This window comes from Arthrobacter flavus, assembly GCF_039526005.1.
Lineage (GTDB): Bacteria > Actinomycetota > Actinomycetes > Actinomycetales > Micrococcaceae > Arthrobacter_D > Arthrobacter_D flavus.
In genome coordinates this window covers 161,593-186,579 of the sequence record NZ_BAAAIJ010000047.1, presented here as the reverse complement: position 1 = coordinate 186,579, position 24,987 = coordinate 161,593, and the positions used below count along the sequence as shown (strand labels likewise).

General features: G+C 64.9%; 24 protein-coding genes. 17 read left to right on the top strand and 7 right to left on the bottom strand.

Annotated elements, in window-relative coordinates:
- Nucleotides 1–11 precede the first annotated feature (11 nt).
- From ABD059_RS10930 to ABD059_RS10910, 5 genes are all read left to right on the top strand, one after another.
- A complete protein-coding gene (locus ABD059_RS10930) occupies nucleotides 12–833 on the top strand; it encodes a DUF4397 domain-containing protein (protein ID WP_343879910.1) in 822 nt (273 codons plus the stop codon).
- 104 nt (nucleotides 834–937) lie between these two features.
- On the top strand, nucleotides 938–1,639 hold the full coding sequence (locus ABD059_RS10925) for a class F sortase (protein ID WP_343879908.1): 702 nt from the start codon (nucleotides 938–940) through the stop codon (nucleotides 1,637–1,639).
- Nucleotides 1,640–1,721: 82 nt separating this feature from the next.
- Nucleotides 1,722–2,291, top strand: a complete 570-nt coding sequence (locus tag ABD059_RS10920; protein ID WP_343879906.1) for an RNA polymerase sigma factor — start codon at nucleotides 1,722–1,724, stop codon at nucleotides 2,289–2,291.
- Nucleotides 2,278–3,039, top strand: coding sequence for an anti-sigma factor domain-containing protein (locus ABD059_RS10915; RefSeq protein ID WP_343879904.1), 762 nt, complete (start codon nucleotides 2,278–2,280; stop codon nucleotides 3,037–3,039). Before ABD059_RS10920 ends, ABD059_RS10915 begins: the two co-directional genes overlap by 14 nt.
- Nucleotides 3,040–3,092: 53 nt before the next feature.
- Nucleotides 3,093–3,872 (top strand): enoyl-CoA hydratase/isomerase family protein, encoded by a 780-nt coding sequence (locus tag ABD059_RS10910; RefSeq protein WP_343879902.1) that lies wholly within the window; start codon nucleotides 3,093–3,095, stop codon nucleotides 3,870–3,872.
- A gap of 273 nt (nucleotides 3,873–4,145) precedes the next feature.
- Here the strand turns inward: ABD059_RS10910 and ABD059_RS10905 are convergent, their stop codons facing one another.
- Complete coding sequence (locus ABD059_RS10905; protein WP_343879900.1) at nucleotides 4,146–4,589, bottom strand: Lrp/AsnC family transcriptional regulator; 444 nt, start codon at nucleotides 4,587–4,589, stop codon at nucleotides 4,146–4,148.
- A 285-nt stretch (nucleotides 4,590–4,874) separates the two neighbouring features.
- Here ABD059_RS10905 and pdhA point away from each other — a divergent pair, with 285 nt between their 5' ends.
- The 8 genes from pdhA to ABD059_RS10865 all read left to right on the top strand — a co-directional run bounded on the left by pdhA (nucleotide 4,875) and on the right by ABD059_RS10865 (nucleotide 12,585).
- Nucleotides 4,875–5,960, top strand: coding sequence for a pyruvate dehydrogenase (acetyl-transferring) E1 component subunit alpha (gene pdhA / locus ABD059_RS10900; RefSeq protein ID WP_343880552.1), 1,086 nt, complete (start codon nucleotides 4,875–4,877; stop codon nucleotides 5,958–5,960).
- Nucleotides 5,957–7,030 (top strand): alpha-ketoacid dehydrogenase subunit beta, encoded by a 1,074-nt coding sequence (locus ABD059_RS10895; RefSeq protein WP_343879898.1) that lies wholly within the window; start codon nucleotides 5,957–5,959, stop codon nucleotides 7,028–7,030. The genes pdhA and ABD059_RS10895 overlap by 4 nt, the downstream gene beginning before the upstream one ends.
- A complete protein-coding gene (locus tag ABD059_RS10890) occupies nucleotides 7,027–8,532 on the top strand; it encodes a dihydrolipoamide acetyltransferase family protein (protein ID WP_343879896.1) in 1,506 nt (501 codons plus the stop codon). The genes ABD059_RS10895 and ABD059_RS10890 overlap by 4 nt, the downstream gene beginning before the upstream one ends.
- A gap of 64 nt (nucleotides 8,533–8,596) precedes the next feature.
- Nucleotides 8,597–9,379, top strand: coding sequence for an endonuclease/exonuclease/phosphatase family protein (locus ABD059_RS10885; RefSeq protein WP_343879894.1), 783 nt, complete (start codon nucleotides 8,597–8,599; stop codon nucleotides 9,377–9,379).
- 36 nt (nucleotides 9,380–9,415) lie between these two features.
- Complete coding sequence (locus ABD059_RS10880) at nucleotides 9,416–10,294, top strand: MBL fold metallo-hydrolase (protein ID WP_343879892.1); 879 nt, start codon at nucleotides 9,416–9,418, stop codon at nucleotides 10,292–10,294.
- A gap of 145 nt (nucleotides 10,295–10,439) precedes the next feature.
- Nucleotides 10,440–10,886, top strand: coding sequence for a cupredoxin domain-containing protein (locus tag ABD059_RS10875; RefSeq protein WP_343879890.1), 447 nt, complete (start codon nucleotides 10,440–10,442; stop codon nucleotides 10,884–10,886).
- Nucleotides 10,883–11,314 carry a hypothetical protein gene (locus ABD059_RS10870; protein ID WP_343879888.1) on the top strand — a complete coding sequence of 144 codons (432 nt, stop codon included), beginning with the start codon at nucleotides 10,883–10,885 and terminating at the stop codon, nucleotides 11,312–11,314. Before ABD059_RS10875 ends, ABD059_RS10870 begins: the two co-directional genes overlap by 4 nt.
- Nucleotides 11,315–11,355: 41 nt before the next feature.
- The gene (locus ABD059_RS10865; RefSeq protein ID WP_343879886.1) at nucleotides 11,356–12,585 is read left to right on the top strand and encodes an MFS transporter; all 1,230 of its coding nucleotides are present in this window, start codon (nucleotides 11,356–11,358) and stop codon (nucleotides 12,583–12,585) included.
- Here ABD059_RS10865 and ABD059_RS10860 read toward each other — a convergent pair.
- The gene (locus ABD059_RS10860) at nucleotides 12,582–13,493 is read right to left on the bottom strand and encodes a phosphatase PAP2 family protein (RefSeq protein ID WP_343879884.1); all 912 of its coding nucleotides are present in this window, start codon (nucleotides 13,491–13,493) and stop codon (nucleotides 12,582–12,584) included. The two genes, ABD059_RS10865 and ABD059_RS10860, sit on opposite strands and share 4 nt — an antisense overlap.
- Before the next feature lie 94 nt (nucleotides 13,494–13,587).
- Here ABD059_RS10860 and ABD059_RS10855 point away from each other — a divergent pair, with 94 nt between their 5' ends.
- The 4 genes from ABD059_RS10855 to menD all read left to right on the top strand — a co-directional run bounded on the left by ABD059_RS10855 (nucleotide 13,588) and on the right by menD (nucleotide 19,553).
- Nucleotides 13,588–14,244: a hypothetical protein gene (locus ABD059_RS10855; protein WP_343879882.1), complete on the top strand. Its 657-nt coding sequence runs from the start codon at nucleotides 13,588–13,590 to the stop codon at nucleotides 14,242–14,244.
- Nucleotides 14,245–14,307: 63 nt separating this feature from the next.
- A complete protein-coding gene (locus tag ABD059_RS10850) occupies nucleotides 14,308–15,300 on the top strand; it encodes an o-succinylbenzoate synthase (protein WP_343879880.1) in 993 nt (330 codons plus the stop codon).
- 172 nt (nucleotides 15,301–15,472) lie between these two features.
- Nucleotides 15,473–17,641 carry a PhoX family protein gene (locus ABD059_RS10845; protein ID WP_343879878.1) on the top strand — a complete coding sequence of 723 codons (2,169 nt, stop codon included), beginning with the start codon at nucleotides 15,473–15,475 and terminating at the stop codon, nucleotides 17,639–17,641.
- A gap of 100 nt (nucleotides 17,642–17,741) precedes the next feature.
- Nucleotides 17,742–19,553, top strand: coding sequence for a 2-succinyl-5-enolpyruvyl-6-hydroxy-3-cyclohexene-1-carboxylic-acid synthase (menD, locus tag ABD059_RS10840; protein ID WP_343879877.1), 1,812 nt, complete (start codon nucleotides 17,742–17,744; stop codon nucleotides 19,551–19,553).
- A gap of 3 nt (nucleotides 19,554–19,556) precedes the next feature.
- Here the strand turns inward: menD and ABD059_RS10835 are convergent, their stop codons facing one another.
- From ABD059_RS10835 to ABD059_RS10815, 5 genes are all read right to left on the bottom strand, one after another.
- A complete protein-coding gene (locus tag ABD059_RS10835; protein ID WP_343879875.1) occupies nucleotides 19,557–20,969 on the bottom strand; it encodes a D-alanyl-D-alanine carboxypeptidase family protein in 1,413 nt (470 codons plus the stop codon).
- 61 nt (nucleotides 20,970–21,030) lie between these two features.
- Nucleotides 21,031–21,795 (bottom strand): amino acid ABC transporter ATP-binding protein, encoded by a 765-nt coding sequence (locus ABD059_RS10830; protein WP_343879873.1) that lies wholly within the window; start codon nucleotides 21,793–21,795, stop codon nucleotides 21,031–21,033.
- Complete coding sequence (locus tag ABD059_RS10825; protein WP_343879871.1) at nucleotides 21,792–22,577, bottom strand: amino acid ABC transporter permease; 786 nt, start codon at nucleotides 22,575–22,577, stop codon at nucleotides 21,792–21,794. The genes ABD059_RS10830 and ABD059_RS10825 overlap by 4 nt, the downstream gene beginning before the upstream one ends.
- A gap of 87 nt (nucleotides 22,578–22,664) precedes the next feature.
- The gene (locus ABD059_RS10820) at nucleotides 22,665–23,459 is read right to left on the bottom strand and encodes a transporter substrate-binding domain-containing protein (protein WP_343879869.1); all 795 of its coding nucleotides are present in this window, start codon (nucleotides 23,457–23,459) and stop codon (nucleotides 22,665–22,667) included.
- Nucleotides 23,460–23,601: 142 nt separating this feature from the next.
- Nucleotides 23,602–24,942 carry an isochorismate synthase gene (locus ABD059_RS10815; RefSeq protein ID WP_343879867.1) on the bottom strand — a complete coding sequence of 447 codons (1,341 nt, stop codon included), beginning with the start codon at nucleotides 24,940–24,942 and terminating at the stop codon, nucleotides 23,602–23,604.
- Between the last annotated feature and the right edge of the window lie 45 nt (nucleotides 24,943–24,987).

Genomic DNA, 24,987 nt, shown 5'->3' with positions numbered 1-24,987 from the left:
GGAGCAAGAAAATGCGCAAGAGTCTTTATGCAGTAGGTGCAGTCGCCGTACTCGGCGCCGCCTCGGTTGCCGCCCCGGCGGTAGCCACCGAGACCGCCGATACGGCCTCATTGTCAGTTCTGCACGCTGTCCCCGATCTGACGGTCGACGTCTATGTCAATGGTGACCTGACCCTCGACGATTTCACCCCCGGCGAGCTGGCTGGTCCCCTTGAGCTTCCAGCGGGCGACTACGAGTTGGCGGTGACGGCCTCCGATGCCGCTGACGCCAGTGAGCCCGTGATCGGTCCAGTTGCGGTGACCCTCGCGGCGGGTGGAAACTACACGGCCACGGCCAACCTCGACGCCGAGGGGGCCCCGACCGCCAACTTCTACACGAACGATGTTTCGGCGGTCGAGGCCGGACAGTCACGGCTGACCGTCCGTCACACCGCTGCCGCCCCAGCCGTTGACGTCCTCGCCGGTGACGCGGTAGTTGTTGAGAACCTCAGCAACCCGGACGAAGCGACCCTGACCACCGATCCCGGAACGATCTCTGCCTCGGTTGCTGCCACCGGAACCACCGATCCGGTCATCGGCCCAGCAGACCTGACCCTCGGCGAAGGGACCGCGACGATCGTCTACGCCTGGGGAAGCCTTGAGGACGGCAATCTTGCCCTCGCCACCCAGGTCATCGAGGGGCTGCACTCCGACCCCGCGGCTGTACCCGGTGCCCAGGCCGGTCCAGCTCAAGACAACACCGTAGCCATCCTCGGAGCAGGGGCCCTCGGCCTGGTGCTCCTGTCGGGCGCAGCGGTGGCCGCACGGGTCCGCACCGCCCGCGTCGGTAAGTAAGCCAGTGTGGGCAGGGTGGGGGTACCCTCTCGCTCCTTACCCTGCCCACCTGTTTGCCACCCTCAAAGCAGCCCGTTTGCCGGACCCAGTGAAAGCTCAAGCCGTTGCCTCGCACATCCTCCCGTTCCGTAGCCGTCCTACTGGCCGCCTCTTTTGGTCTGTTCGCTGGCGGGTGCGCCGCGCCATCTGCTCAGTCACCTACTCCTGACCCGCAGCCGGCCACCGCTTCGGCCACCGCTCCCGCCACCACCCCGGGGCCGGTGACCACCCAGACACCGCTCGACGACGCCGACCTCCCGGCGAGCGACGTTGTCACCTCGGGGGTTGCCATCCGACCCGCCACCGGCGCTCTGGCGCAGGCGACGCCGTCACCCGTCTCACTGGATATCGCAGGCACCGACATCCAGGTCGGCGTCATCGACGTCGGGATTGAGGATGACAACGAAATGGAAATACCGGAAAGCTTCTATGAGGCGGGCTGGTATCGCTACGGCCCAGCACCGGGGGCAACAGCTGGCAACGCCGTTCTCGCAGCCCACATCGACATTGGGACGGAAGTGATGCCCTTTACCCAGCTGAAGGACGTGCCGGTAGGCACCCTGATCACCGTCGGTCGCGAGAACGCGGAGCCGGTGCAATATGAAGTGACCGATGTCAGACACGAACCCAAAGCAACCCTCAACACCGCGGAAATTTTCCAGCGTGATGGGGAGCACCAGTTGGTCATCATCACCTGCGGAGGAGACTGGCTAGTAGACAAGGATGATTATGAGGATAATGTTGTGCTGACGGCCTCGCCGCTCTGAACGAGTCAGAAAGCAGTGACTCAGCGGTGAGGATGCCCAGCGGGGGGCACAAGAGACGCGGCCGCGCCGTAAGGAGAGTAGCTTGACACCTCCAGGCCATGAGTGGACTCCACAGCGCGACGTCGAATTTTCAGCGGGCGATGAGCATGCCCTTGCCCTCGCTTACAAAAGTTTCTCCCCACTGATCTTTACCGTGGCGCTTCGGTCACTCGGCGACCGGTCGGCAGCCGCCGATGTCACCCAGGAAGTGTTCGTCAGAGCCTGGCGCTTCCGTTCGGGGTACAGTCCCGGTGCGGGGAGCCTCCCCGCCTGGCTGCTGGGCATCAGCCGGAACCTGGTCTCCGATGCCCAGGCTGCCCGGCAAAAAACTGACAGCTTGGTCCAGCGGGTTCACACGGTCGACGGTCCGCGGGAGCAGGAAAGGGGCGCTGACGAGATAGAGAGCGTAGCCAACCGGGTGGTGCTCAATTCAGAACTGGAACTACTAGGCGAACCACAGCAATCAATCCTTCGGCTCGCCTTCTACGAAGACTTAACACACCAACAAATTTCGTCCCGGCTTGATTTGCCCCTCGGCACTGTCAAGAGCCATATTCGCCGAAGCCTCACCCAACTACGCAGCCGATTGGAGACCTGGAATGCAACACCTTGACCCGGGAACCGTCAGCATGGCTGCCCTGGACGAACCCCTGGATACAGACTCGCAGGTTCACCTCGATGGGTGCGACGCGTGTGCCAGTGAGGTGCGGGAGTTGAACAGTGTGGTGCTCGCCGCCCGCGGGGATTTCGCCGGGGCGACGCTGGAGTCACCGGATTCCCAGGTGTGGGCTGCAATTCATCAGGAACTGGGCCTGCAGCCTGCGCTCAGTACCGACCCGCTGACGTACCCCTCACCGGTTCAGGACGCCACCCCGGTCTCCGAACTGTCACAGGTGCGGGCGAAAAAGCGGACCTTCACCCCGAAATTCCTGATCGCAGCCGTCACCGCCGGAGCCCTGACCGGTGCGGGAGCGTTGTGGGCGGTTCAGCAGCTACAAGCGGAAGTCACCCCGACAGTGGTTGCGCAAAGCCAACTGGACCCGCTGGACGGCTTCACGGCCGCGGGTAGCGCCAGCGTGGTGACGACGGGCGACGGCGTGCGCACGCTGCAGATCACCGTGACCGAGGATCAAGCCGAGGGATACCAGGAAGTGTGGCTGATCGCACCGGACCTGGCGCAAATGTATAGTCTCGGGGTGGTCGGGGGCGGCACCAGTTCACTGGTAATCCCCGACCACGTGGATCTCGCGGCTTTCCCGATCGTCGACGTCTCCGATGAGCCCCTCGACGGTGACCCCCTGCATTCAGGGGTGAGCGTTCTGCGTGGCACGCTGGCGGCCCAGGCAGCCCAGGCTGGATAGGACCTGGAGAGGTCCCCGCTAGGCTGAAGGCACCAGACCGGAAGGCATTGACCATGATTGATCTGACCATTGAGAACAACGTCGCGGAAATTGTGCTCAACGCTCCAGCCAAGCTCAATTCGCTTGATGAAGAAGCACTCGGTGGTTTGTCCCGGGCCTACGACGAAGCGAGCGCTGCCGCCGCCGCCGGAACGGTGCGGGCGCTGGTGCTCCGTGGTGAGGGCCGGGCTTTTTGCGCGGGACGCGATATTTCCCAGGTCAAGCCGGAGACCGACGACGCCGTCGCCTACCTGGAGGGGCTGGTGACGCCTCTGCTCCAAAAGATGGCAGCCTTCCCCACCCCGACGTTTGCGGCCGCCCATGGTGCCTGCCTCGGTGTCGGGCTGGGGCTGCTGGTCGCCACCGATGTGGTCTACGTGGCCGAGAACGCCAAACTCGGGTCCCCCTTTGCCAAGCTTGGAGCAACCCTCGATTCGGGCGGGCACTGGCTGTTCACTGAGCGGCTTGGCGCTCACCGCACCCTGGACCTGATTTATACGGCCGAGTTGATGACTGGGGCTGACGCCGTCGCTTCTGGCCTGTTTAGCCGGGTGATGCCAGCCGAAGATCTGCTACCGCGGACCCGCGAAACCGCTCAACGGGTGGCCTCCGGCGCAACGGGGGCTTTCCGCGCCTCGAAGGAACTAGTCGCCGGCATCCGCGACCGGCGGCTGGGGCTCTGGGAATCAATCAGCGCCGAGAACGTCGCACAGGGCGAGCTGTGCCGCAGCGACGACTACGCGGAAGGGTTTACCGCCTTTCAGGAGAAGCGAAAACCCGTATTTAAAGGCTGACCACCGCCCGAACAGTTAACGGTGCAGTCCCGGGAGTGCGTTTGGATGCAAAAAGTTTATAACTTTTCGAAAACATTTAGTCACAACGGCGGATTTCTAGGTATTTTCCTCAGGCAATGACTTTTACTGGTGGTGTGGCCAGGGAGCGGTCTCGCAGCGTCTCATGGGGGAGGGTGACATTCAGAACGGGATGTCACCACCAGTCAGAGACCGCACCTTGGCCACACCACCCCCGTGTTCCTGTCGCGCATCGGTGTGTTGCGCCAGCTCTGATCAACGAGTGTCAATGTCCTCGAACACCAGGAACGTCTGGGTGTCCATGACGCCCGGCATGGACTGCAACTGATCGAAAATGACCCGCCGCAGCCCCACATTGTCTTCAGCCCGAACCAGCAGGATGACGTCGAAGTCCCCGCCCACCAGGGCGATGTGGTGAATCTCAGGGACTAACCGCAGCTGTTCGCGCAATTCCCGCCATGCGTGCTGCTGGACCTTGAGGGTCACGTAGGCAGATGACCGCAGCCCTGCCTTGATCGGGTCAATCAGCGCAGTGAACTTGGTGAGCACTCCCGAATCCGTGAGCCGGGCAATACGGGAGTAAGCGTGTGCGCGGGAGATGTGCACCTTCTCTGCCACTACGGTGACCGATTGGCGGCCATCCCTGGTGAGCTCGGCAAGTATTCTCCGGTCCACCTCGTCCAACGGCTGATCCACCATTTTGTCTACACCTTTCCAGGTAACGCAGCTCACATTTACAATTCGTCTACCAATGATCCCGCAATGCGAGCATCAGTCTGCAAGTTTAGCGTTTGGTGGATACGAATAGGAACCGAAGTCCATAATTGGATGACACAGCATCCAGTGCTCGGCGCCATCCGGGTTCGTGGGATCAAGCTAATTGCCGCCCCAGCGGGCGGTATGACGGAGGCGGAGATGACCATCTCGAGCGGCAACACACTCGCACACGGCACTGTAGACACCCCGGGCCGACAGGACGCTGACATGCTCCCCTCGGCGGTTCCCGTCCAATTGGTGGACCCGAACGGTGTCAAGGTCCCAAACGACTCCTACCCGTTTCCGGACAGCGATCGTCTGCTGAGCGCCTACCAGAAGCTGGTCATCGGCCGTCGCATCAACGATCAGGCCAATGCCCTGGTGCGGCAGGGCAGGATGGCTGTCTATCCTTCATCCCACGGCCAGGAGGCCTGCCAGGTGGCGGCCGCCGTCGTCATCGATCGTCAGGACTGGCTGTTTCCCACCTACCGGGACACGGTTGCGGTGATCACCCGCGGGGTGGACCCGCTCGAAGTTCTCACCCTGCTGCGCGGTGACTGGCACTCCGGCTACGACCCGCTGGAGCACAAGGTCGCCACGCAGGCCACCCCCCTGGCGACGCAGCTACTCCACGCGGTCGGGGTCGCTCATGCGGCCAAGTTGAAGGGGGAGGATACCGTGGTGCTTGCCCTGTGCGGCGACGGAGCCACCAGCGAAGGTGACTTCCACGAGGCCCTGAACTTCGCGGCGGTCTTCCACGTCCCGGTGGTCTTCCTCATCCAGAACAATGAGTACGCCATTTCGGTGCCCCTTGCGTCGCAGACCGTCGCGCCGTCGCTGGCGCATAAGGCCATCGGGTACGGGATGCCGGGCGAGCGAGTGGATGGCAACGACCTGGCCGCCCTGCTCTCGGTCCTTGGCGCGGCGGTTGACCGGGCGCGCGACGGCGGGGGCCCTTCCCTGATCGAAGCGCACACCTACCGGATGCAGGCCCACACCAATGCTGACGACCCCTCCCGCTACCGTTCCCCGGACGATGTTGAGAAGTGGATCCCGAAGGATCCGCTGAGCCGGATGCGCATCTACCTGCGCGGATTGAACCTGCTCGACGACGACGGCGAGACCCGTATCGCGGCGGACGCCGAGGTAATGGCGGCCACCCTCAGAGACGGACTGAACACCGATCCGGTGGTCAACCCCGAAGACCTGTTCAACTATGTCTTCACGGAGAAAACGAGCCAGCTACGCGAACAGGCCGAACTGTTGCGTGGAGAACTTAGCCGGGAACATTCCGCCGAGGAAGTGACACCATGACCGACACCACTGAACGCCTGCGGGACGACGCCAGCACTGTGCAGGCGGAACGATCTACCGCCCAGCCAGTCACGTTCGCCAAGGCCCTGAACGCTGCGCTCGCCGATGCCATGGCGGCCGACTCATCGGTGCTGATGTTTGGCGAGGACGTTGGAGCGTTGGGTGGGGTCTTCAGGATCACCGATGGCCTCACCGCCCGGTTCGGCACAGACCGGTGCTTTGACACCCCCCTGGCCGAGGCGGGAATCATGGGGATGGCCGTCGGCATGGCGATGAACGGGATGCGCCCGGTGGTCGAAATGCAGTTCGACGCGTTCGCCTACCCTGCCTTCGAGCAGGTAGTCAGTCACGTCGCGAAAATGCCCAACCGCACCAAGGGCAAGGTCAAGCTACCGATCGTGATCCGCATCCCCTACGCTGGCGGCATCGGCGGAGTTGAACACCACTGCGACTCGTCGGAGTCCTACTATGCCCACACCCCAGGTTTGACGGTCCTGGCCCCGGCAACAGTCCGGGATGCCTACACCATGCTGCGTGAAGCCATCCGCTACCCGGATCCGGTGGTCTTCCTCGAGCCGAAGAAGCTGTACTGGTCCAAGGAAGTGCTGGATCTTGAGGAACTCAGGGAAAACTTCGAGTCCTCCTCCACAGTGCCGTCGATCGGTCGGGCAGTGGTCGCGCGCGCAGGCACCGACGCCACCCTGGTTGCCTACGGTCCCTCGGTGCCCACCGCTATGGCCGCAGCGGCGGCTGCGGCGGAGGAGGGGCGCTCGCTCGAGGTTATTGACGTGCGTTCAATCGTTCCGTTCGACGACGAGACCGTGTGTGCCAGTGTGCGCAAGACCGGCCGGGCCGTGGTGATCGCTGAGGCACCCGGGTTTGCCTCGGTCGCTGCAGAGATCGTCGCGCGCATCCAGGAACGCTGTTTCCACTCGCTGGCGGCCCCGGTCCGGCGTGTCACGGGCTTCGATGTCCCGTACCCATCGCCGAAGCTGGAACACTTCTTTCTACCAAGTGTTGACCGAATTCTGGACACCGTTGACGAGCTGCAGTGGGAGGATCAGGCATGAGCGCTATGACCACTAGTGCACCCGCGCCGGGAACTGCCCTCCAGATTTTCAATCTCCCCGATCTGGGGGAGGGACTCACTGAAGCGGAGCTGGTGAACTGGCTGGTTGCGGAGGGTGACGTCGTCGTGGTGGATCAGACCATCGCCGAGGTGGAAACCGCCAAGTCCGTGGTGGAGGTGCCGTCGCCCTTTGCGGGTGTGGTCGAGAAACTTCACGGTCGTGCCGGAGAGACCATCGACGTCGGCAAGCCGCTCATCTCGGTCCGGGCTGCAGGTGCCCCCAGCGCCGCCGAGCCAGCGGGCGAGGCGCCACCGACGGTTGCCGAGGAAACCTACCGCGAAGAAGAACGAGCCGGAATCACCCCACCCGAATCCTCGGAGCCGGTCGCGGCTCCCGCTGCCGACGAAGGATCGGGGAACGTCCTGATCGGCTATGGCACACCCGGGGGGCTCACCTCCGGCCGCCGGCGGCGGCCAAAGCACCAGACCATCGCACCCGGGGAAACCGCCGCGCAGGTGTCCGCGCCTAGGGCGGCTGCTGGCCCGTCGGATGCGCCGACCGGTGCTGCACCGCTCTTCATCTCCCCGCTGGTCCGCAAACTGGCCCGTGATGCTGGCCTTTCCCCTGCCGATCTCACCGGTTCGGGCACCGGCGGATTGGTACTCCGCAAGGATGTGCAGCAGGCGATCAGCCGTGCGGCCGGCCCCGCGACGATCACCGGGTCACCCGCCGACAACAGCGGCAACAGTGTTGCCCAGGATCAGGCGGGCGTGGACACCGATCGCAGGTCGGGGCTGAAGATTGCCGCCCGAACTCCCATGAAGGGGGTGCGGAAGACGGTGGCGGACACGATGGCCCGTAGCCGCCGGGAAATCCCCGAGGCAACAGTCTGGGTCGATGTGGACGCGACAGCCCTGATGGACCTCAGGGCCTTGCTCAAGGCGACCAGCCCCGACAATACCCCCGGGTTACTGGCTTTCGTGGCCCGGTTCGTGACGGCCGGGCTGGCAAAGTATCCGGAACTAAACACCCGACTCGTGACCGACGACGAGGGCCGGCAGGAAATTCTCGGCTTTGACGGGGTGAACCTGGGGATCGCTGCGCAAACCGATCGAGGTCTGATGGTGCCCTGCGTCCGACGCGCAGACACGCTGAGCGCCCGCGGGCTGGATGCGGAGATCCGCCGACTTACCGCCGTCGTGCGGGACGGCAAAGCCACGCCCGCCGAGCTGACCTCGGGGACGTTCACCCTGAACAACTACGGCGTGTTTGGCGTCGACGGTAGCGCAGCCATCATCAATCACCCTGAGGCTGCGATTCTGGGTATCGGCCGAATCATTGACCGGCCGTGGGTGGTGGGCGGCGCCCTGGCCGTCCGGAAAATCACCGAGCTCACTCTCACCTTCGATCACCGGGTGTGTGATGGCGGAGTTGCCGGTGGGTTCCTGCGGTATGTAGCGGACGCAATCGAGAATCCGGGCACCGTGCTTGCAGACCTTTGAAGCGAGCGGCCCAGCGGTGACCGTACCGCTCATCGGCCCGGTAGCAGCCCCTGAGCATCACGTGATGACCTTCAATATCCGACGGTCAATGCCGCACTTGATGCCCAGCAACCGTGATTCCTGGGCGGTTCGCGCGCCGTTGGTGACCCGGCTCCTGCGCGAGGAGCAACCTAGCCTGTTGGGCGTCCAGGAAGCACTCCCCTCCCAGCTGGACGCGGTGCGCGCCGGGCTCGGACCCGACTACTCAGGCATTGGCCGGGGACGTAACGCCGACGGCAACGGTGAGCAGTGCCCGCTCTTTTACGACCGTCGCCGGCTGAAGCTCCTCGACTGGCAGCAGTTTGCGCTTTCGAGTAAACCCACCGTCGCGGGTTCAATGTCGTGGGGGAACCGGATCCCCCGGATCGCCGTCCGAGCCAGGTTCAGGGATGTCGCCACGGGGAAGGACTTCGTGGTGATCAACACCCACCTGGATCATCTGTCCCGCCGCTCCCGGCTCTATTCGGCGGACACGCTGCGACACCTCGTGCGGGACTCTGAACTCCCGGCCATGGTGATGGGGGACTTCAATATTGATGCGCCGTCCGGGCCCTACACGATCCTGACCGGGTCGGGAGTGCTGCGTGACACCTGGACCGCCGCACACCGTCAGCTCACCGAACAGTGGGGTACCTTCCCCCATTATCGTAAACCGCGGCGCGGCGCCAAACGGATCGACTGGATCCTCTCCACCCCAGACTTCACCGTCCTGCGGGCAGGAATCAACGTCACCCGGTACGGTGGTGCGTGGCCGTCCGATCACGCCCCAGTGCAGGCTGTCCTGCTGCTGGGTGCCAGCAGCGCGTAGAACGGCCAGCACATCCACAGTTGTTGAGAGGAAGCCATGTCTGAGACGCCAGCAGTAGACACTGTGTCGAAGGAGACCGAGTCCCGTTGGCGGGAAGTGGGACCGCAGACGTGGATACTGCGCGACGCCGGCTACCGGGTCAACCCGGGTCTCGTCGTCGGCACCGAACGGGCCCTCGTGATCGACACCGGGGCCGGCCCCGCGCAGGCAGCCGCCATCCTCGACGCCGTCCGGGAACTCACGGACCTGCCGGTCACCGCGGTGAATACCCACTCCCACTTCGACCATGCGTTCGGCAACGCCTATTTCGCCGCACAGGGGGTGACGGACATCTGGGCCACGGCACGCTGCGCGGAAGACCTGGCGCAGACAGGGGAGCAGCAGCGTCAGTTCGTCGCTGAGCTCGAGCCCGCCATGGCCGACGACGCCGGTCCCCACACGGCCATCCACCCAGCCAACAGAGTGGTGGACGGTGGTCCCGTGGACCTGGACCTGGGCGGCATCTCCGTCACCCTGTTCCACCTGGGGCGTGGCCACACTGACAACGATCTCCTGATCGGCGCAGGCAACGTGCTGTTCACCGGTGATCTGGTCGAAGAAGGCGCAGACCCGGGATTTGAGGACTCCTATCCTGCGGACTGGATCCGCACCCTGGGTAAGATCGCCGCGCTGGAGGACCTCTATGACGTTTTCGTTCCGGGCCACGGCAACCCGGTGGGCGTCGAATTTGTCACGGCCCAGCTATATAAAATGCGGACTGCGGTGCGGGTCACCAAGGTGGCGATGGATGAAGCGTCAGTGGACATGACGAAGGCCATCCCCATCCTGCCCTACGGTCCCGAACAGTCCAGGGCCCTGCTGATCCGGCTGCGCACCCTAGCGCACTGGAAGTGGCACAAGACCGCTACCTCCTGATCCAGGCTTGCCCCTGTCCATCAACTGGGTCGGAGAACAATCCGCCGGCCAGTCTGTGACGAATGCCATATGACACTATGATTTCAACGCCTGCCGTCCACCGGGTCCATCCGGGGGGCGCCGGGAATCGTCCGGAGGGCACATCATGAAAATCAACCATCCCGTCGCAGGCATCCTGTTGGCCGTAGCACTGGTCGGCATCGCCGGGTGTGGGGCGTCAGACGACACTGGCACCCCGGCCGTCGAGCCCCAGGCGACCACCAGCAGCCCTGCGGCCTCCAGCCCAGCCGCAGCGCCAGCAGAGACCACCGAATCAGCTGAAACCCCTGCCGAGGCGGCCGAAGAGGTGGTCATCACCATCACAGACTTTGAGTACGAAGTCTCCGGACCGGTGGCACCGGGCGCCGAAGTGACAGTCATTAACAATGATTCTGTCGGCCACACGGTCACCTCGGATGAGGAGGGCCTGTTCGATTCGGTCTTCGGCCCCAACGAGACTGTCACCTTCACGGCACCCGAGGAAGCGGGGGAGTACTCCTTCTTCTGCACGCCGCACCCAGGCATGATCAGCACACTGGTCGTCGAGGAATGAGCAATCGGGTACTCGCACGCAACCGCCCCATTTTAGTCGGTCTCCGCGTGGTGATCGCCATCGGACTGGCGATCGATGCCTTCGTCCATGTGCAACTCGCCGCCAACTATCAGATCGCTTATCCAGGGGGGATGGGCGGTGGCACGCTGTTCTGGCTGCAGGCGGCGGCTGCGGTGCTGGCTGCCTTCTACGTCCTGCTCAGGGGCAGCCGGTTGTCCTACCTCGTTGCCGCGGTGGTGGCATTATCAGCATTCGCGGCCGTGGTGGTGTCGACTTACGTCCAGCTGCCCGCCATCGGACCCATTCCAGCCATGTATGAACCGATCTGGTTCTTCGAAAAGGCCCTCAGCGCGGTCGCTGAGGGGGCGGCCGGAGTTCTCGCCGTCGTCGGGATGATTCTCGTGGGGCGGGGTACCCCCGAGGCCTGATCGATAACAGGGCGAACGGCGCCGGTGACTACAGTAGAAGCGTGCCGGGCGAATCGTTTAACCTCAAATCGATCGCTGTCGGCGCTTACGGCCCGTCGCTGCTCTACGGGATGGCGACTGGAGCGATCCTTCCAGTAATAGCGCTCTCGGCGCGCAGCCTCGGGGCTGACATTGCGACGGCGGCCCTGATCATCACCCTCACCGGGATCGGCTCCCTGATCACCAACGTGCCCGCAACGCTCCTGACCACCCGATTCGGTGAGCGGTGGGCCCTGGTCGGGGCGTCGCTCTGGTGCTCGACGGCGATGGTGCTGGCTGTGCTGGCACCTAACCTCGCAGTATTCGCCGCCGCCATCTTCATGATCGGAATGGCCGGTGCCGTTTTCGGTCTGGCCCGCCAGAGCTACCTCACCGAAGCCGTTCCCATCTACTTCAGGGCGAGGGCGCTCTCTACGCTCGGCGGTGTCACCAGGATCGGGGTGTTCCTCGGACCTTTCGCGGCGGCTCTGGCCATGAGCTTTGCAGGATTGGCTGGTGCTTACTGGGTAGGAGCCGGGGCAGCTCTCGCTGCTGCCGCCCTGAGCAGCAGGGTGCCAGAGCTGGCCGCCCCCGGGCGGGCGGCGATGAACGGATCCACTGCACTCGAGCGGCTCTCGGACCCGCCGCCGTCGGCCCCAACGGTCCGGTCCGTTCTGCGATCCCACCGCCGGGTTTTTGCGACGGTGGGTAGTGGGGTTCTGCTGATCGCCGCCATCCGGGCCACCCGACAGGCGGTGCTCCCGCTCTGGGCGCAGGATATCGGTCTGGATGTCACCACCACTGCCCTGATCTACGGCTTGTCCGGCGCCATCGACATGCTGATCTTCTACCCGGCCGGAAAGTTGATGGACGTCAAGGGACGGCGGTGGGTTGCCGTTCCCTGCATGCTGATCATGGGCGTCGCGCTGATCCTGCTGCCCTTCACCGCCGATGCGGTGGGGCTGCTACTGGTGGCATTGCTGATCGGATTTGGCAACGGTATCGGCTCGGGCATCGTGATGACCCTGGGGGCTGACTTCTCGCCGAATCCCGGCCGGCCACAGTTCCTTGGAATCTGGCGGTTACTCAGCGATGTGGGGACCATGACCGGCCCGGGGCTTCTTGCAGCGGTCACCGCCGTCGCGACCCTCTCCGCAGGCATCTGGGCGACTGGCGGGCTGGGCCTCCTTGCCGCGGCAGTCTTGTGGATCTGGGTGCCTCCGCAGCGGTCGACGTCGATCGTCCGGACCTAGCTCTCGCGGCGTCGTGCCTGATGGCTGAACAGGCAGCTGGCAGCGGCGCTGAGGGTGAATCCCACCCCAACAATCATTGACAGCCCGGACCAGAAAAAGAGCGGAATGCGGGCCGTTCCGGGGACGGGTGCTGGGCCGATGAGCTGAACATACAGGTACAGAATGACACCGAGTGCGAGGCCCGCAACCCCTGCAGCCCAGCAGAAGGTAAGCCACAACCGTGAGGCCGCCCAGTGCTCTCCGTAGCCGGACCACACGTTCCAGGAGTTGCCGAACCGCATGATCAGCAGACCACCGAGCAGGGTCCACGTACCCACCACCAGGAAGGCCGCGATTACGTCAGCGGGACGATGCCACAGGTTGAGGAAGGTGGCGGCGCCGGCCGCCACCGAATAGGTGCCGCCCGCTGCGGCAGCCAACGGTCTCCACCTCGGAGTGACCACCAGGAAAATCGCTGCAGCAGCTGACGCGGCGAGAGTGGTGTGGCCGGATGGCAACGAGTTGAAATCGAGTGTCGGCACACCCCGGTCGGGGCGATCGAACAGCAGATTCTTGAGGACCTGAGTGGTGAGATTGGCCCCGGCAATGGTTCCCAGGGCGATCACGGCGGCCGACCACCGCTGTCTGCGGAGCGTCACGAACAGGATGACCGCCGCGGCGATCAATACCGACAGCGCCGGCAGGCTGTCCAGAAACTGAAGGAAGGGTTGTTGGGAGTCAGGGGCTGCGAAGCCAGCCTCACGCCAGGCCGATTCGTCCGCGAACTGGCCGGTGCTGGTCCGCACGAACGCCCAGTAGGTCCAGCCCAGCGCCACGGCACACACCAGGGAACCCAGCAGGAACAGCGATGGGTTCCGGGCGGCGGGGAGTTTCCTGCCCGTCGGGTTCGCGGATGTCTGTGAGCTCACCCTGCAAGACTTCCATACTGGCGCTGCTCTTCTGTAATCCAATCGTGATCTTTCGGTAGGTCGCGACGCCGGTCCGGCTCAGGACAATGAGAGCATGGGACGGCATGCTGGGCTCTTGTTAGTGTCGCTCGCCACGATCGCGGTGGCAATATCGGCGTGCGGCGCGGTCGGGGGTCCAGCGTCGGCGCCGACCGGTTCTGGCCCTTCCAATCCGATGGCGCCTGATCCATCCCCGGCCAGCGGCATCGCAGCGGCAGGGGAGGTACTGGCCCAGACCACCGTCTGGCAGCAGGGCGATGATCCTCCGCAGCTTTGCCTGGGCGCGGTCGGGGAGTCCTACCCGCCACACTGCGGTGGCCCGGTGGACCTGCTGAACTGGGACTGGACCGCCGTCGAGCAGTCCGAAACTGCCTCCGGGGTGACATGGGGCACCTACGCCGTCCAGGGAACCTGGGACGGTACGGCCTTCACCCGCACCCAGGACCCCATCCCGCTGTCGCTTTACGACCCGATGGCCGACTTCGATCCGCGGCTGGACCCAGCGAATCCCGGGCCCAATGCTGCGGCAACCCTTGAGGGGATCGAGCTCGACATCATGGCGTCGGGCGACCCGGTGATCTACTCGTCCATCACGAACGGTTATCTGGTGATCGCAGTCGACTATGACGACGGTACCCGCCAGAACCGTTATGACCGTGAGTTTGGGCCGGATACGGTGATCGTCCAGTCGGCACTCCGCCCGGTGCCCTGACCGGCGACCTCCGGGGGGCAGTGACCGTCGCGGAGCCTGAATCCGGTCGCGTAGCCTGAACCCGTGAGTACACTTCCCTCAATCACCGAGCTCCGTGCTGCGGCCCGCGTGGTCTCGATTCCCATGCGGGTGACCTTCCGCGGGGTTCAGCACCGTGAGGCGCTGCTGGTTCAAGGACCGGCGGGCTGGGGCGAATTCTGCCCGTTCCCCGAGTACGACGATGCGGAGGCCGCGCCGTGGTTGCGGGGGGCACTCGAGGCCGGCTGGGAGGGCTTCCCCGCTGCTGTGCGTGAGCAGGTGCCAGTCAACGCGACTGTCCCGGCTGTCCCTGCCAGCGAGGTCGAATCGGTGCTTGCCCGGTTTGGTCCGGTTACCGCGGTCAAAGTGAAGGTCGCCGAACGGGGCCAGACCCTTGCTGACGACCTGGCCCGCGTCGCCGAGGTACGGCGGCTGCTGCCGGCTGCAGGGCTGCGCGTTGACGCTAACGGCGGCTGGGCTGTTGCCGAGGCCGTTCCCGCCCTGACGTTGCTGGCCGAGCATGGCCTTGAGTACGCGGAGCAACCTGTGATGGCCATTGACGGGCTGCGCGCTGTCCGGCTCGAGTTGCGCCGTCGGGGTATCCCCGTCCTCATCGCCGCCGACGAATCCGTCCGGAAAGAGTCCGACCCGTTGCGCGTGGCACGCGAGGACGCTGCTGACCTACTGGTCATCAAGGCTGCGCCTCTTGGCGGGGTCCGGCGGGCCCTGGATATCGTCGCGCAGGCGGGGCTTCCCGCCGTCGTCAGCTCCGCTCTGGACACCTCGGTGGGAATCAGCGCCGGGGTGGCGCTCGCGGCCGCGCTGCCGGAGCTACCGTACGCCTGTGGACTGGGTACGGTCTCCCTGATGCGTGGCGACGTCACCGAGCAGTCGCTGGTGCCCGACGGCGGATGGCTGGCGGTCGGCAAGGTCCAGGTCTCCGATGACCTGCTCGAGCGCTTCGCGGCAGATCCCGACCGAACCAAGTGGTGGCTCGACCGGCTGGCACGCACCCGGGACCTCCTCGGCTCCGCTTAGATCGCCCACCCCTTCCACCCGATCCGGGGTGACCTGAGCCGAGATCGGCCAGAGTCTGCGGCCTGGCTGAAGGCGGAAGTTCACCCTACGGTCACCTGGATTGCCCGCGGTGTTGGCCCGGCCTTGTCACTGTGGAAGCTGCTCACCCCGCTCCGCTGCAGGAAGGCACCACATGAGTGACACGAAGAAGCGCTTTTTGCCCATGCTTGGCCACACGAATGGAAAGCGCAGCGCGGTGACGTGCGCGTTGAAGTGTGACAATGCGTGCGCTTCGGCAGTCTGCAACACGTCCGACAACAGCTATTTCAGAGATGTCGTCTCCTCTGAGTACTCCCGCCGGAACGTCCTTGGCGTCGGTGCTGTCGGGGCGCTGGCCCTCATCGTTGGTGGCCAGACAGGCACCCGGGCGCCGACAGACCCTCAGCTGGCGCCCGCCGTCGCCCTCCAAAAGCGGGGGCCCCGGAGCAACCTGAAGTTCACTCCGATCCGTCCGGTGGATGCCCTGGTAGATGACTTCACGGTGCCGAAGGGCTTCACCTGGCAGCCGATTATCCGCTGGGGCGATCCCCTGTTCCGCGAGTCGCCGGTGTTCGACGTGTTCAACCAGTCCGAGGCCGCACAGCAACTGCAGTTTGGCTACAACTGCGATTACACGGACATCCTGGATCTGCCGGGAAGCAAGGGCAGACGGGCCGTGATGTTTGTCAATCACGAGTACACCAACGAACCCATCATGGTCCCACCTGGTCTGCCGGCCGCGGAGGTTCGGGGGATCGGCCGCGCAGCGCACGGCCTGACAGTGGTTGAACTGGAGCGGCACAACGCCTCCAAGGCCTGGAAGTATGTTCAGGGCGCGCCGCTGAACCGTCGCTTCCTGCTCGACACCCCCTACGAGCTGACGGGGCCCGCCGCCGGATCCGATCTGGTCAAAACCATTGATGATCCCGCGGGCCGAACCATTCTCGGAACCCTCGGCAACTGCGCCGGCGGCACCACCCCCTGGGGAACCATCCTGTCCGGGGAGGAAAACTTCAACGGCTACTTCGTCAGCCCGGGAACCAGCGCCTCGGACCGCAGGTACGGACTCACCGCGTCTCCGACGGCCCGCGGCTGGGAGGTCGACCAACCACGGCTGGATACCCGAAACAAGGGATACCAGAACGAAGCGAACCGTTTCGGCTACATCGTCGAGGTGGACCCCTTCGACCGGACCTCGACACCGAAGAAGCATTCGATGCTGGGCCGCTTCAAGCATGAGGGCGCCAACGTGATCGTGGCTGGCGACGGCAGGGTGGTCGCGTACTCTGGCGACGACGAGCGGTTCGATTACCTCTACAAGTTCGTCTCCCGGAACCGGATGGACACTGCCGGCACTCCCGCAGCACGGCGGAAGAACATGACGCTCCTCTCGGAGGGGTCCCTGTATGTGGCCCGGTTCCAAGGCAACTCGGCCCCCGAAATTGATGGCTCGGGCACAGTGCCCACCGACGGGGCGTTCGACGGCGTCGGCGAATGGTTGCCACTGATCGTCAACAACAAGTCAGCGGTGCCGGGAATGAGCGCGGCTGAGGTAGCGGTCTATACCCGGCTGGCCGCCGACAAGGTGGGTCCCACCAAAATGGACCGGGCCGAAGACGTGGAGCCGAACCCGTTGACCGGCAAGGTGTATGTGGCGTGTACCAACAACACCAACCGCGGCGTCGGAGCCAACTCGCCCGCTGACGAGTCGAACCCGCGAACCGCCAACCGGTCGGGACATGTCGTTGAAATCACCGAGAACGGCGGAGACCAGACCTCTGCCCGGTTCACCTGGAACCTGTTGATGGTCTGCGGTGATCCGGCCAATGACCCCACCGTGTACTTCAGCGGATTTCCAGCACAAAAAGTCTCGCCGATTTCATGCCCTGACAACCTGGCGTTCGACTCGGTCGGCAATCTGTGGATCTCCACCGACGGGCAACCGGGCACCATCGGGTACTGCGACGGCTTGTTTCAGGTCACCCTCGAAGGGGAGGAACGCGGCAAGGTGGAACAGTTCCTCGCCGTACCACGGGACAGCGAGACGTGTGGGCCGATCATCCGGGACAAGGAACGCCACGTTTTCGTTGCAGTCCAGCACCCCGGGGAGAACGGCGTCTGGGGGAACCAAACCTCGCTGTTCCCCGACTATGTCACTGCTGGCAGCAAACCGCGCCGCGGCGACGCAGCGGTCCCACGCCCCTCAGTGGTACAGGTCCTTCCGGGCAACGATAAACGTCCCGGCCGTGGCCGCGGCGCGGGCAGGCCGCGAAGCGACGACGACCGTGGCGGCAGGGAAGCGAAGGCACCAGGCAACCGCTAGCCCCACTCCGCCGAGAACCCTCCCCCCCCTCCGGCCCGGGTGGGGGAGCGCGGAACGGGTGAAGGGAGGAGCGCGGAACCCGATGTGTGAGGATTGAAGCGTGAATGAGCAGCTGAACTCCGTCGACGCCGCCCGGCTAGCCGTTGCCGCGCTGACCGCAGCGGGTGTCCGCCACGTCGTCGTTGCACCGGGATCCCGAAGCGCGCCCCTGGCGTATGCGCTCGCCGAGGCTGAGGCCGCGGGTGCGGTGCGGTTGCATGTCCGGATCGACGAGCGGGTGGCCGGGTTCACCGCGCTGGGCCTGGCACAGGGATCGCAGCGCCCCGCTGCGGTGCTGACGACGTCGGGCACCGCAGTGGGGGAGCTCCTGCCAGCGGTCATGGAAGCGAACCACGCGGCCGTGCCCGTGGTTGTGCTGTCAGCAGACCGGCCCGATGAGCTTCGGGGGAGCGGCGCCAACCAGACCACCAACCAGGTCAACCTCTACGGATCGCACGTACGGTGCGCGCTCGACGTTCCGGCGAGCACTGATCCCTCGGCGTTCGTTGCCAGGGCCCTGGCCGAGGCGCTGGGGGCTTCGGGCCCACGAGGTCCGGTCCAGCTGAATCTCGCGTTCAGGGACCCGCTGGTCCCCGACGCCGTGGCCGCCGACACTGTGCTCCCCGACACTGTGCTCCCCGACACTGTGCTCCCCGACGCTGTGGGCCCCGACGCTGTGGGCCCCGACGCTGTGGCCGCCGACGTTAGGAGCCACGACCGCGCCCCTGCAGGGCTCCCGCCAGCCGCTGCCACCGATACGATCCCGCCGCTGATCAGCCAGCACGACGCCGCCACCCAGGTCCGGGCCACCCAGGACGCCGCGCAGCACGCCGCCATCCCGACGTCGACCGCACGAACCGTGGTGGTTGCAGGCCACGGCGCCGGGGAACTGGCGGCGGTGTTCGCCCAACACCTCGGCCTCCCGTTGCTCGCCGAGCCCTCCTCCAACGCCCGGTTCGGCCCCAACGCGGTTGCCCAGTACCGGCTGCTGCTGGAACATCTGGGGCCCGACGTCGAGCGCGTGGTGGTGTTCGGGAGGCCCACCCTCTCACGCCCAGTGGCAGCCCTGCTGTCCCGACCAGAGGTGCAGCATGCGCTTTACCTCCCGGGGCCGGTGGCCTGGTTCGAAGAAGGCCGACGCCGGGAGCGGATCATTACCACCCTCGATGAGTTGCTGCGGTTCGCCGGTCAGGGCGAGGTCGGTTGGCTGGGGCGGTGGCAACAAGCCAGTGCCCGCGCCGATGCCGCGCTTCGGTCAACCCTCGCTGAAAGCTCCTCCCTGAACGGGCTCCACGTGGCAGACGCCGTTTGGGAAAGCACCGACGGAAACCTCGTGCTCGGCTCCTCCAATCCCATCCGCGACGCCGATCTCATCGCGTCCCCTGGCTGGCACCCCCTGGAGGTCTACGCCAACCGCGGCCTCGCCGGCATCGATGGCACCATCTCCACGGCAACCGGTATCGCGCTCGCCACCGGCATCCCGACCCGTCTGCTGCTCGGTGACCTGACTTTTCTTCACGACGCCGGTGGGCTGCTGCTGGGGCCAGGCGAGGAGGAGGCCGACCTCCAGATAGTGGTACTCAACGATGCTGGCGGAGGCATCTTCGGTCTCCTGGAACACGGAGAGGACGGGAATCTGGCCCGGCACCGTCCGGCGGTGGAGCGGCTGTTCGGCACCCCGCACACGGCCGATCTTGGACTGCTGGCCCGGGGGTACGGCGTCGGGCATGCGCTGGTCTCCTCGGCCTTGGACCTGGATGCTGAGCTGGCGAAGCCTATCCGGGGCCGCTCGGTGATCGAGGTCCAGGCTGACCGGTCAGGCCTCCGCGCGCTACACGCCTCGATCAAGGCCAGCATCGCCCGGGTGGTCTGACCGTTAGTGCATGATCCGGTAGTTCTGCCAGCCGGTGCCGATGGTGTAGGAACGGCCCCAGCCTCCCTTGGTGATCGGATAGTGCTTGAGCGCACCCGAGTCGGTTCGCGCCATCAGCCCGTAGGATCCGGGGCCCTGGAATCCGGATACCGCGCCGGTACTGTTGATGAACTGCCAGCCGGATCCGATGGTCCTCCGACTTTCGGAAACGAAGCGCGCCTTGCCATCTGAGCGGTAGAGCACCAGCTGACCTCCTGCGCGGGTGCCCAGGATGTCCTGGTTGCCGTCCCGGTCAAAGTCGGCCAGAGTAATCCGCAGGTTTTGCCAGCCGGACCCGATCTGAGCCCGAGCCTGCGAGGACAAAGCCCCGCCGGAGTTGTTGGCGTAGTGCCACAGCCGGCCGGAACCGTCCTTGGTGACTACCGATGGGTATCGGCTGCCGCGCCACCACGTGCCCACGGTGATCTCGTGGTCGGCCCACCCGCTCCCGATCCGGACGGGTGACTGGAAACCGCCGCCCCGGAGTCCCCGATAGAGCGTGAGTTTTCCGTCCTGCCATTGGGCGAGAATGTCCTGGACGCCATCGGCATTCCAATCAGTGGTGAACCCGGCTTTCAGACTGCCCCAGCCGCTGCCCACACGGGCGCGCTGCGCGAATCCGCCGGACCAGGTCGGTGGGTAGTTCCACAACACCCCGGCGGAATCGACCGCCGTCAGGTCAGTGGGGCTGGCGATGGTGGGGTTGGTCCCGTTGAAGTAGTGCTCCAGCGTGGGGATGCCACGGGTCTTCATCTCCGTGGCGAGAGGGCGGCCCACGTAGCGCAGATGCCACGGTTCGTAGGTGTAGCCGGTGGTTGACTGGTACCCGGCCGGGTAGCGAATGATGAACCCGTACCGCCAGGCGTTGGCGGCGACCCACTTGCCGCCGGCGGTGTTCCCGAAACAGGCACCCAGCCCGCAAGACCCGTTGGCGTTGCCGACGTCGACGGCGAGCCCGGTCTGATGCTCGCTGTGCCCGGGACGAGCCGAAATGGTGTCGGCTACTGCTTGCCCGTAGCGCGCCACATAGCTGTTGTAGAGGGACGCTTGTTCGTTGTAGGAACGGTAGGCGCTCACCACGCTCAGCGGAGCCCCAGCGTTGCGGGCGCCGGCAAAGAGGCTTTCCAGATTCGCTGAGACCGCACGACGGAGCACGTAGTTGGTGCCAGGGAAATAGACCAGATCAGGCGCGATGTAGTTCAGGGGGTTCAGCGGCCGGGATTTCGTGACCAGCACGTGATAGCTGTTCGGGTCTCCCACGGGGACGGCTGCCGTTGCGGGCTGGGCTGCGAGCATCCCGCCCAGCAGCGCACAGCACAGGACGACGGCGCTGAGCAGCCGCGCGCGAAGCCGTGCGGGCCGGAGGTGGGTTGGCATGAGGATTCCCGCTGCTAGGTGGGTCTGATGGACCTATCGTCCCATGGGGCCTGGACTGCGGCTAGAGGACCTTTGAGAGGAACTCCTTGGTGCGTTCGTGCTGGGGGTTACCGAGGACGTCGTCCGGCTTGCCCTGTTCCACAACTACGCCGCCGTCCATGAACACCACCCGGTCTCCAACCTCCCGGGCAAACCCCATTTCGTGGGTGACCACCATCATGGTCATGCCGTCCTTCGCCAGCTGTTTCATCACATCGAGCACGTCACCGACCAGTTCGGGGTCCAGTGCGCTGGTGGGCTCATCGAACAGCATCATGTCCGGATCCATCGACAGCGCGCGGGCAATGGCCACCCGCTGCTGCTGGCCGCCGGAGAGCTGGGCCGGGAACGCCGTCGCCTTGTCCTTCAGCCCCACCTTGGCCAGGTTGCGGGCAGCGACCTCGCCTGCCTCGGACTTGCTGCGCTTCTTCGCCCTGATCTGTGCCAGGGTGAGGTTGCGGGTGACGTTCAGGTGCGGGAAGAGGTTGAACTGCTGGAACACCATGCCGATACGGGTGCGTACCTTATCCAGGTCCGTCTCGTCATCTGTGATGTCGACGCCCTCCACCATGATGGTGCCGCTGGTGGGTTCCTCCAGCCGGTTCACGCAGCGCAGGAGGGTGGATTTGCCAGAGCCAGAAGGCCCGATGACGCAGACCACTTCTCCATGATCCACATGGAAGTCGATGCCCTTCAGGACCTCATTGTCACCGAAACTCTTGTACAGGTTGCGGACCTCAATGGCTGGCACGTCTTTGCGGAGCGCTGGTTCAGTCACTTCGTTCACCGCCCTCTCTTGTTGTGTCGTTCGAGCTTGGCCACCAGCTGGGTCAGTGGCAGGGTGATGATCAGGTAGAGCAGGGCGGCAAGCACCAGCGGGGTCGCGTTGGCGGAAGAGGAAACCATGTCCCGGGCGAAGGTGGTCAGTTCGCGGTCGCCCAGGGCCATGCCAGCGATGAACAGCAAGGAGGTGTCCTTGATGAGGATCACCAGTTCATTGGTCAGCGGCGGGGTGATGATCCTGAACGCCTGCGGGAGAACCACCGAGATCATGGTCCAGGACGGGCGCATTCCGAGGGACCGTGCGGCCTCCACCTGGCCCGGTGGGACGGCCTCGATTCCGGCGCGGATGGTCTCGGCAATATAGGCCGAGGAGACAATGATTAGGGCGATCAGGCCAGCCCCGGCGCTGCCCCCAGGCGGTCGCCATCCGAACGCGATGGGTACGGCGAAGGCAAACCCGAAGATCACCAGCAGCGCCGGTAGGCCGCGAAACAACTCAATGTAGGCGGTCGCAGCCCAGCGGTAGGGCAACACGGGGGAAAGCTTCATCAGTGCAAGGATCAGACCGAGAAGGAGTCCACCGACGAAAGCGATGGCCGTATAGAGGACGGTGTTCTTCGCAGCGATCGTGAGGATCTCGGGGAACGCCTGAATGGCGACGTCCACGTCGAAGAAGTTGCTTCGGATGGCCCCCCAATCAGCGAGCGCGACAACGACCGCGACGGCGAGGATGAAGACTGCGTACAGGGCGCCGCGGGTCAGGCGTCTGCGGGTTGAGCGTTTCACGTGGGAAGCCAATCTTTTCTCAAGGACGCGACGGCCCGAAACCCTCGTGGAATCACGAGATTCCGCGAAGGTTCCGGGCCAGAATTCCTACTCGGAGAAGTAGGTGTTGTAGATTTCGTCGTACTCGCCGTTGTCCCGCAGTTCGGCGAGCTGCTCGTTGACGGCGGCCAGCAGCTCTTCGCTGCCGTCCTTGGTCGCCGCGAAACCATACTGCTCGTCGGTCTCGAACTCATCGGCGATGGTGTAGGTGCCGTCCTCGGTGTGGGCGAGGTTGACCGGGAGATCCTGGAGGATCGCTGCAACATTTCCAGCCTGGAGTGCCGAGTACAGCTCAGCATCGCTCGGGAAAGCCACCACCTCGGTGTCCGCGGGGACGTTCTCGCGCGTGTAGGTCTCACCGGTGGTCCCAGCCTGAACACCGACGGACTTGCCAGCCAGATCGTCGATCGAGGCTACGTCGGAATCGACGGGTACCAGGAGCGACTGCAGCGAATCGTAGTAGGGCTCGGTGAACGCAAGGTTCTCCGCGCGTTCCTCGGTGATGGTGATGGCGCTGGCGCCGATGTCGCACTGCCCGGCGGACAGCACAGCACCACTGGCCAGGCCGTCGAAGCCAACATCGACTACCTCAAGCTCCAGGTCCATGCCGGTGGCGATAGCTCGCATCAGGTCCATGTCGAAGCCGACGTACTCGCCGTCTTCCTCGTATTCGAAGGGTGCGTACGGGATGTCCGAGCACACGGTGAGGGAGCCTTCGGCGACCAGGCCGAGACCCGACTCGTCGGCGGCTGGCTCGTCGGAGCCACCGCAGGCACTGAGCGCGAGCGCCCCGATGGCAGCGATGGCGAGGGTCTTGGGAACGGTTGAGCGCTTGGCAAACATACAGCTACCTCTTTTGTGGACGGGGAAAACTTCGTTTCACAGTGTAGTCGTATCGAGATGTGCATCACAGGCTACAGCTATTGCGTATAGGTAACTGTCAGTGTTCGCGCCCGCGCGGAGGGTGAGTAGGAGGAAATTCTCGTCAGCGGCGAATGCCCAGAGCCTCGATCATGGGCCGGAACTTGCTCCAGGATTCCGCCAGCTCGGCGGCGGCATTCGAGGCCGCGACGATGCCACACCCTGCGTACATGCGCACCCGGGTGGGACTCTCGATGACCGCGCCACGTAACGCGATTCCCCACTCACCATTGCCGCGGGCGTCCATCCAGCCCACCGGGCCGGCGTAAGGTCCGCGCTCCATATGCTCCAGTTCCCGGATCAGGGCTCCCGCTACGGTCGTTGGTGTCCCACAGACCGCCGCGGTCGGGTGTAACGCGCCGACCAGGGCCAACGACGTCGGCACGCTGCCATCGGCGCCGGGCTCCAGCTGCGCGGTGACATCGGAAGCGAGATGCCAGACGTTGGGTAGTTCGAGGACGAACGGCTCGCTGTGTGAAGTCATGGTGCTGGTAAACGGCTCCAGCTGACCGGTCAGCGAGTCGATGGCGATCTGGTGCTCATGCAGTTGTTTCTCGGACCCAGCGAGCACCCGTTGCGCGTAGTCGGGGTCATCGGCCGGCGCATTGTTGCGGTCCAGGGTGCCCGCGAGGACCCTCGCCTGGGCTGTCGAGTTCTCGACCTTGATCAGCATTTCAGGTGTCGAACCGATCAGCCCGTCCACCGAGTAGGTCCAGCAGTCGGAGTACCTGACCGCCAATTCGCGCAGCACCTGGGCGGTCGCCACCGGTGAACCGAGCTCGGCGACGACGTCACGTGCGAGCACCAACTTACTCAGCTCGCCGCTGCGAATGTGCTCGATCCCCTGTTCTACAGCGGTCATCCACTGCTCTTCGGAGAGAATCCCCGGTGTGAGCCGGTCGGAGGTGTCTGGAACACGTTCGATGGCCGTCTCATCGAGGTACTCGGCCAGTGCTGCCTCGGCGGCGTCGGCGGTCACGTCCGCACCCTCGTCCGCGGTGATGTAGGTCAGCCAGCTGTGACCATCACGGCAGCCGACCACAATGCGCGGCACAATAAGCCGGGACTGGTGCTGGGAGGTCTTGGAGAACGCAAATGAACCGAAGGCCACCAGCCCGGAACCGGGAACGGCAAGCGGATTGTCGACGTCGGCGGCGTCGAGTTGAGTGCGCCACCACTGCTGCGCCGCAATGAAGCGGTCCGGGCCCGCCGTCGAGAACCGGGCGCTTTCGCCGAAGGCAACCAGGCCATCGCCGCGTCGCACCCACGTGTGCACGTCGTTGCGGGCAACATAGTCGAGCAGGCCGGTACTGTCGTCGAGCTGTCCCCGGGGGATGGTGATGCTGCGCAGACCGCGCACTGGTGTCAGCGGCGGCGCGACCGCGATGGAGGACGGAGTGCTCATGATTTCCAAGCCTACTCTTGCCCGGCAGTGGCAGCGGCAGTGGCA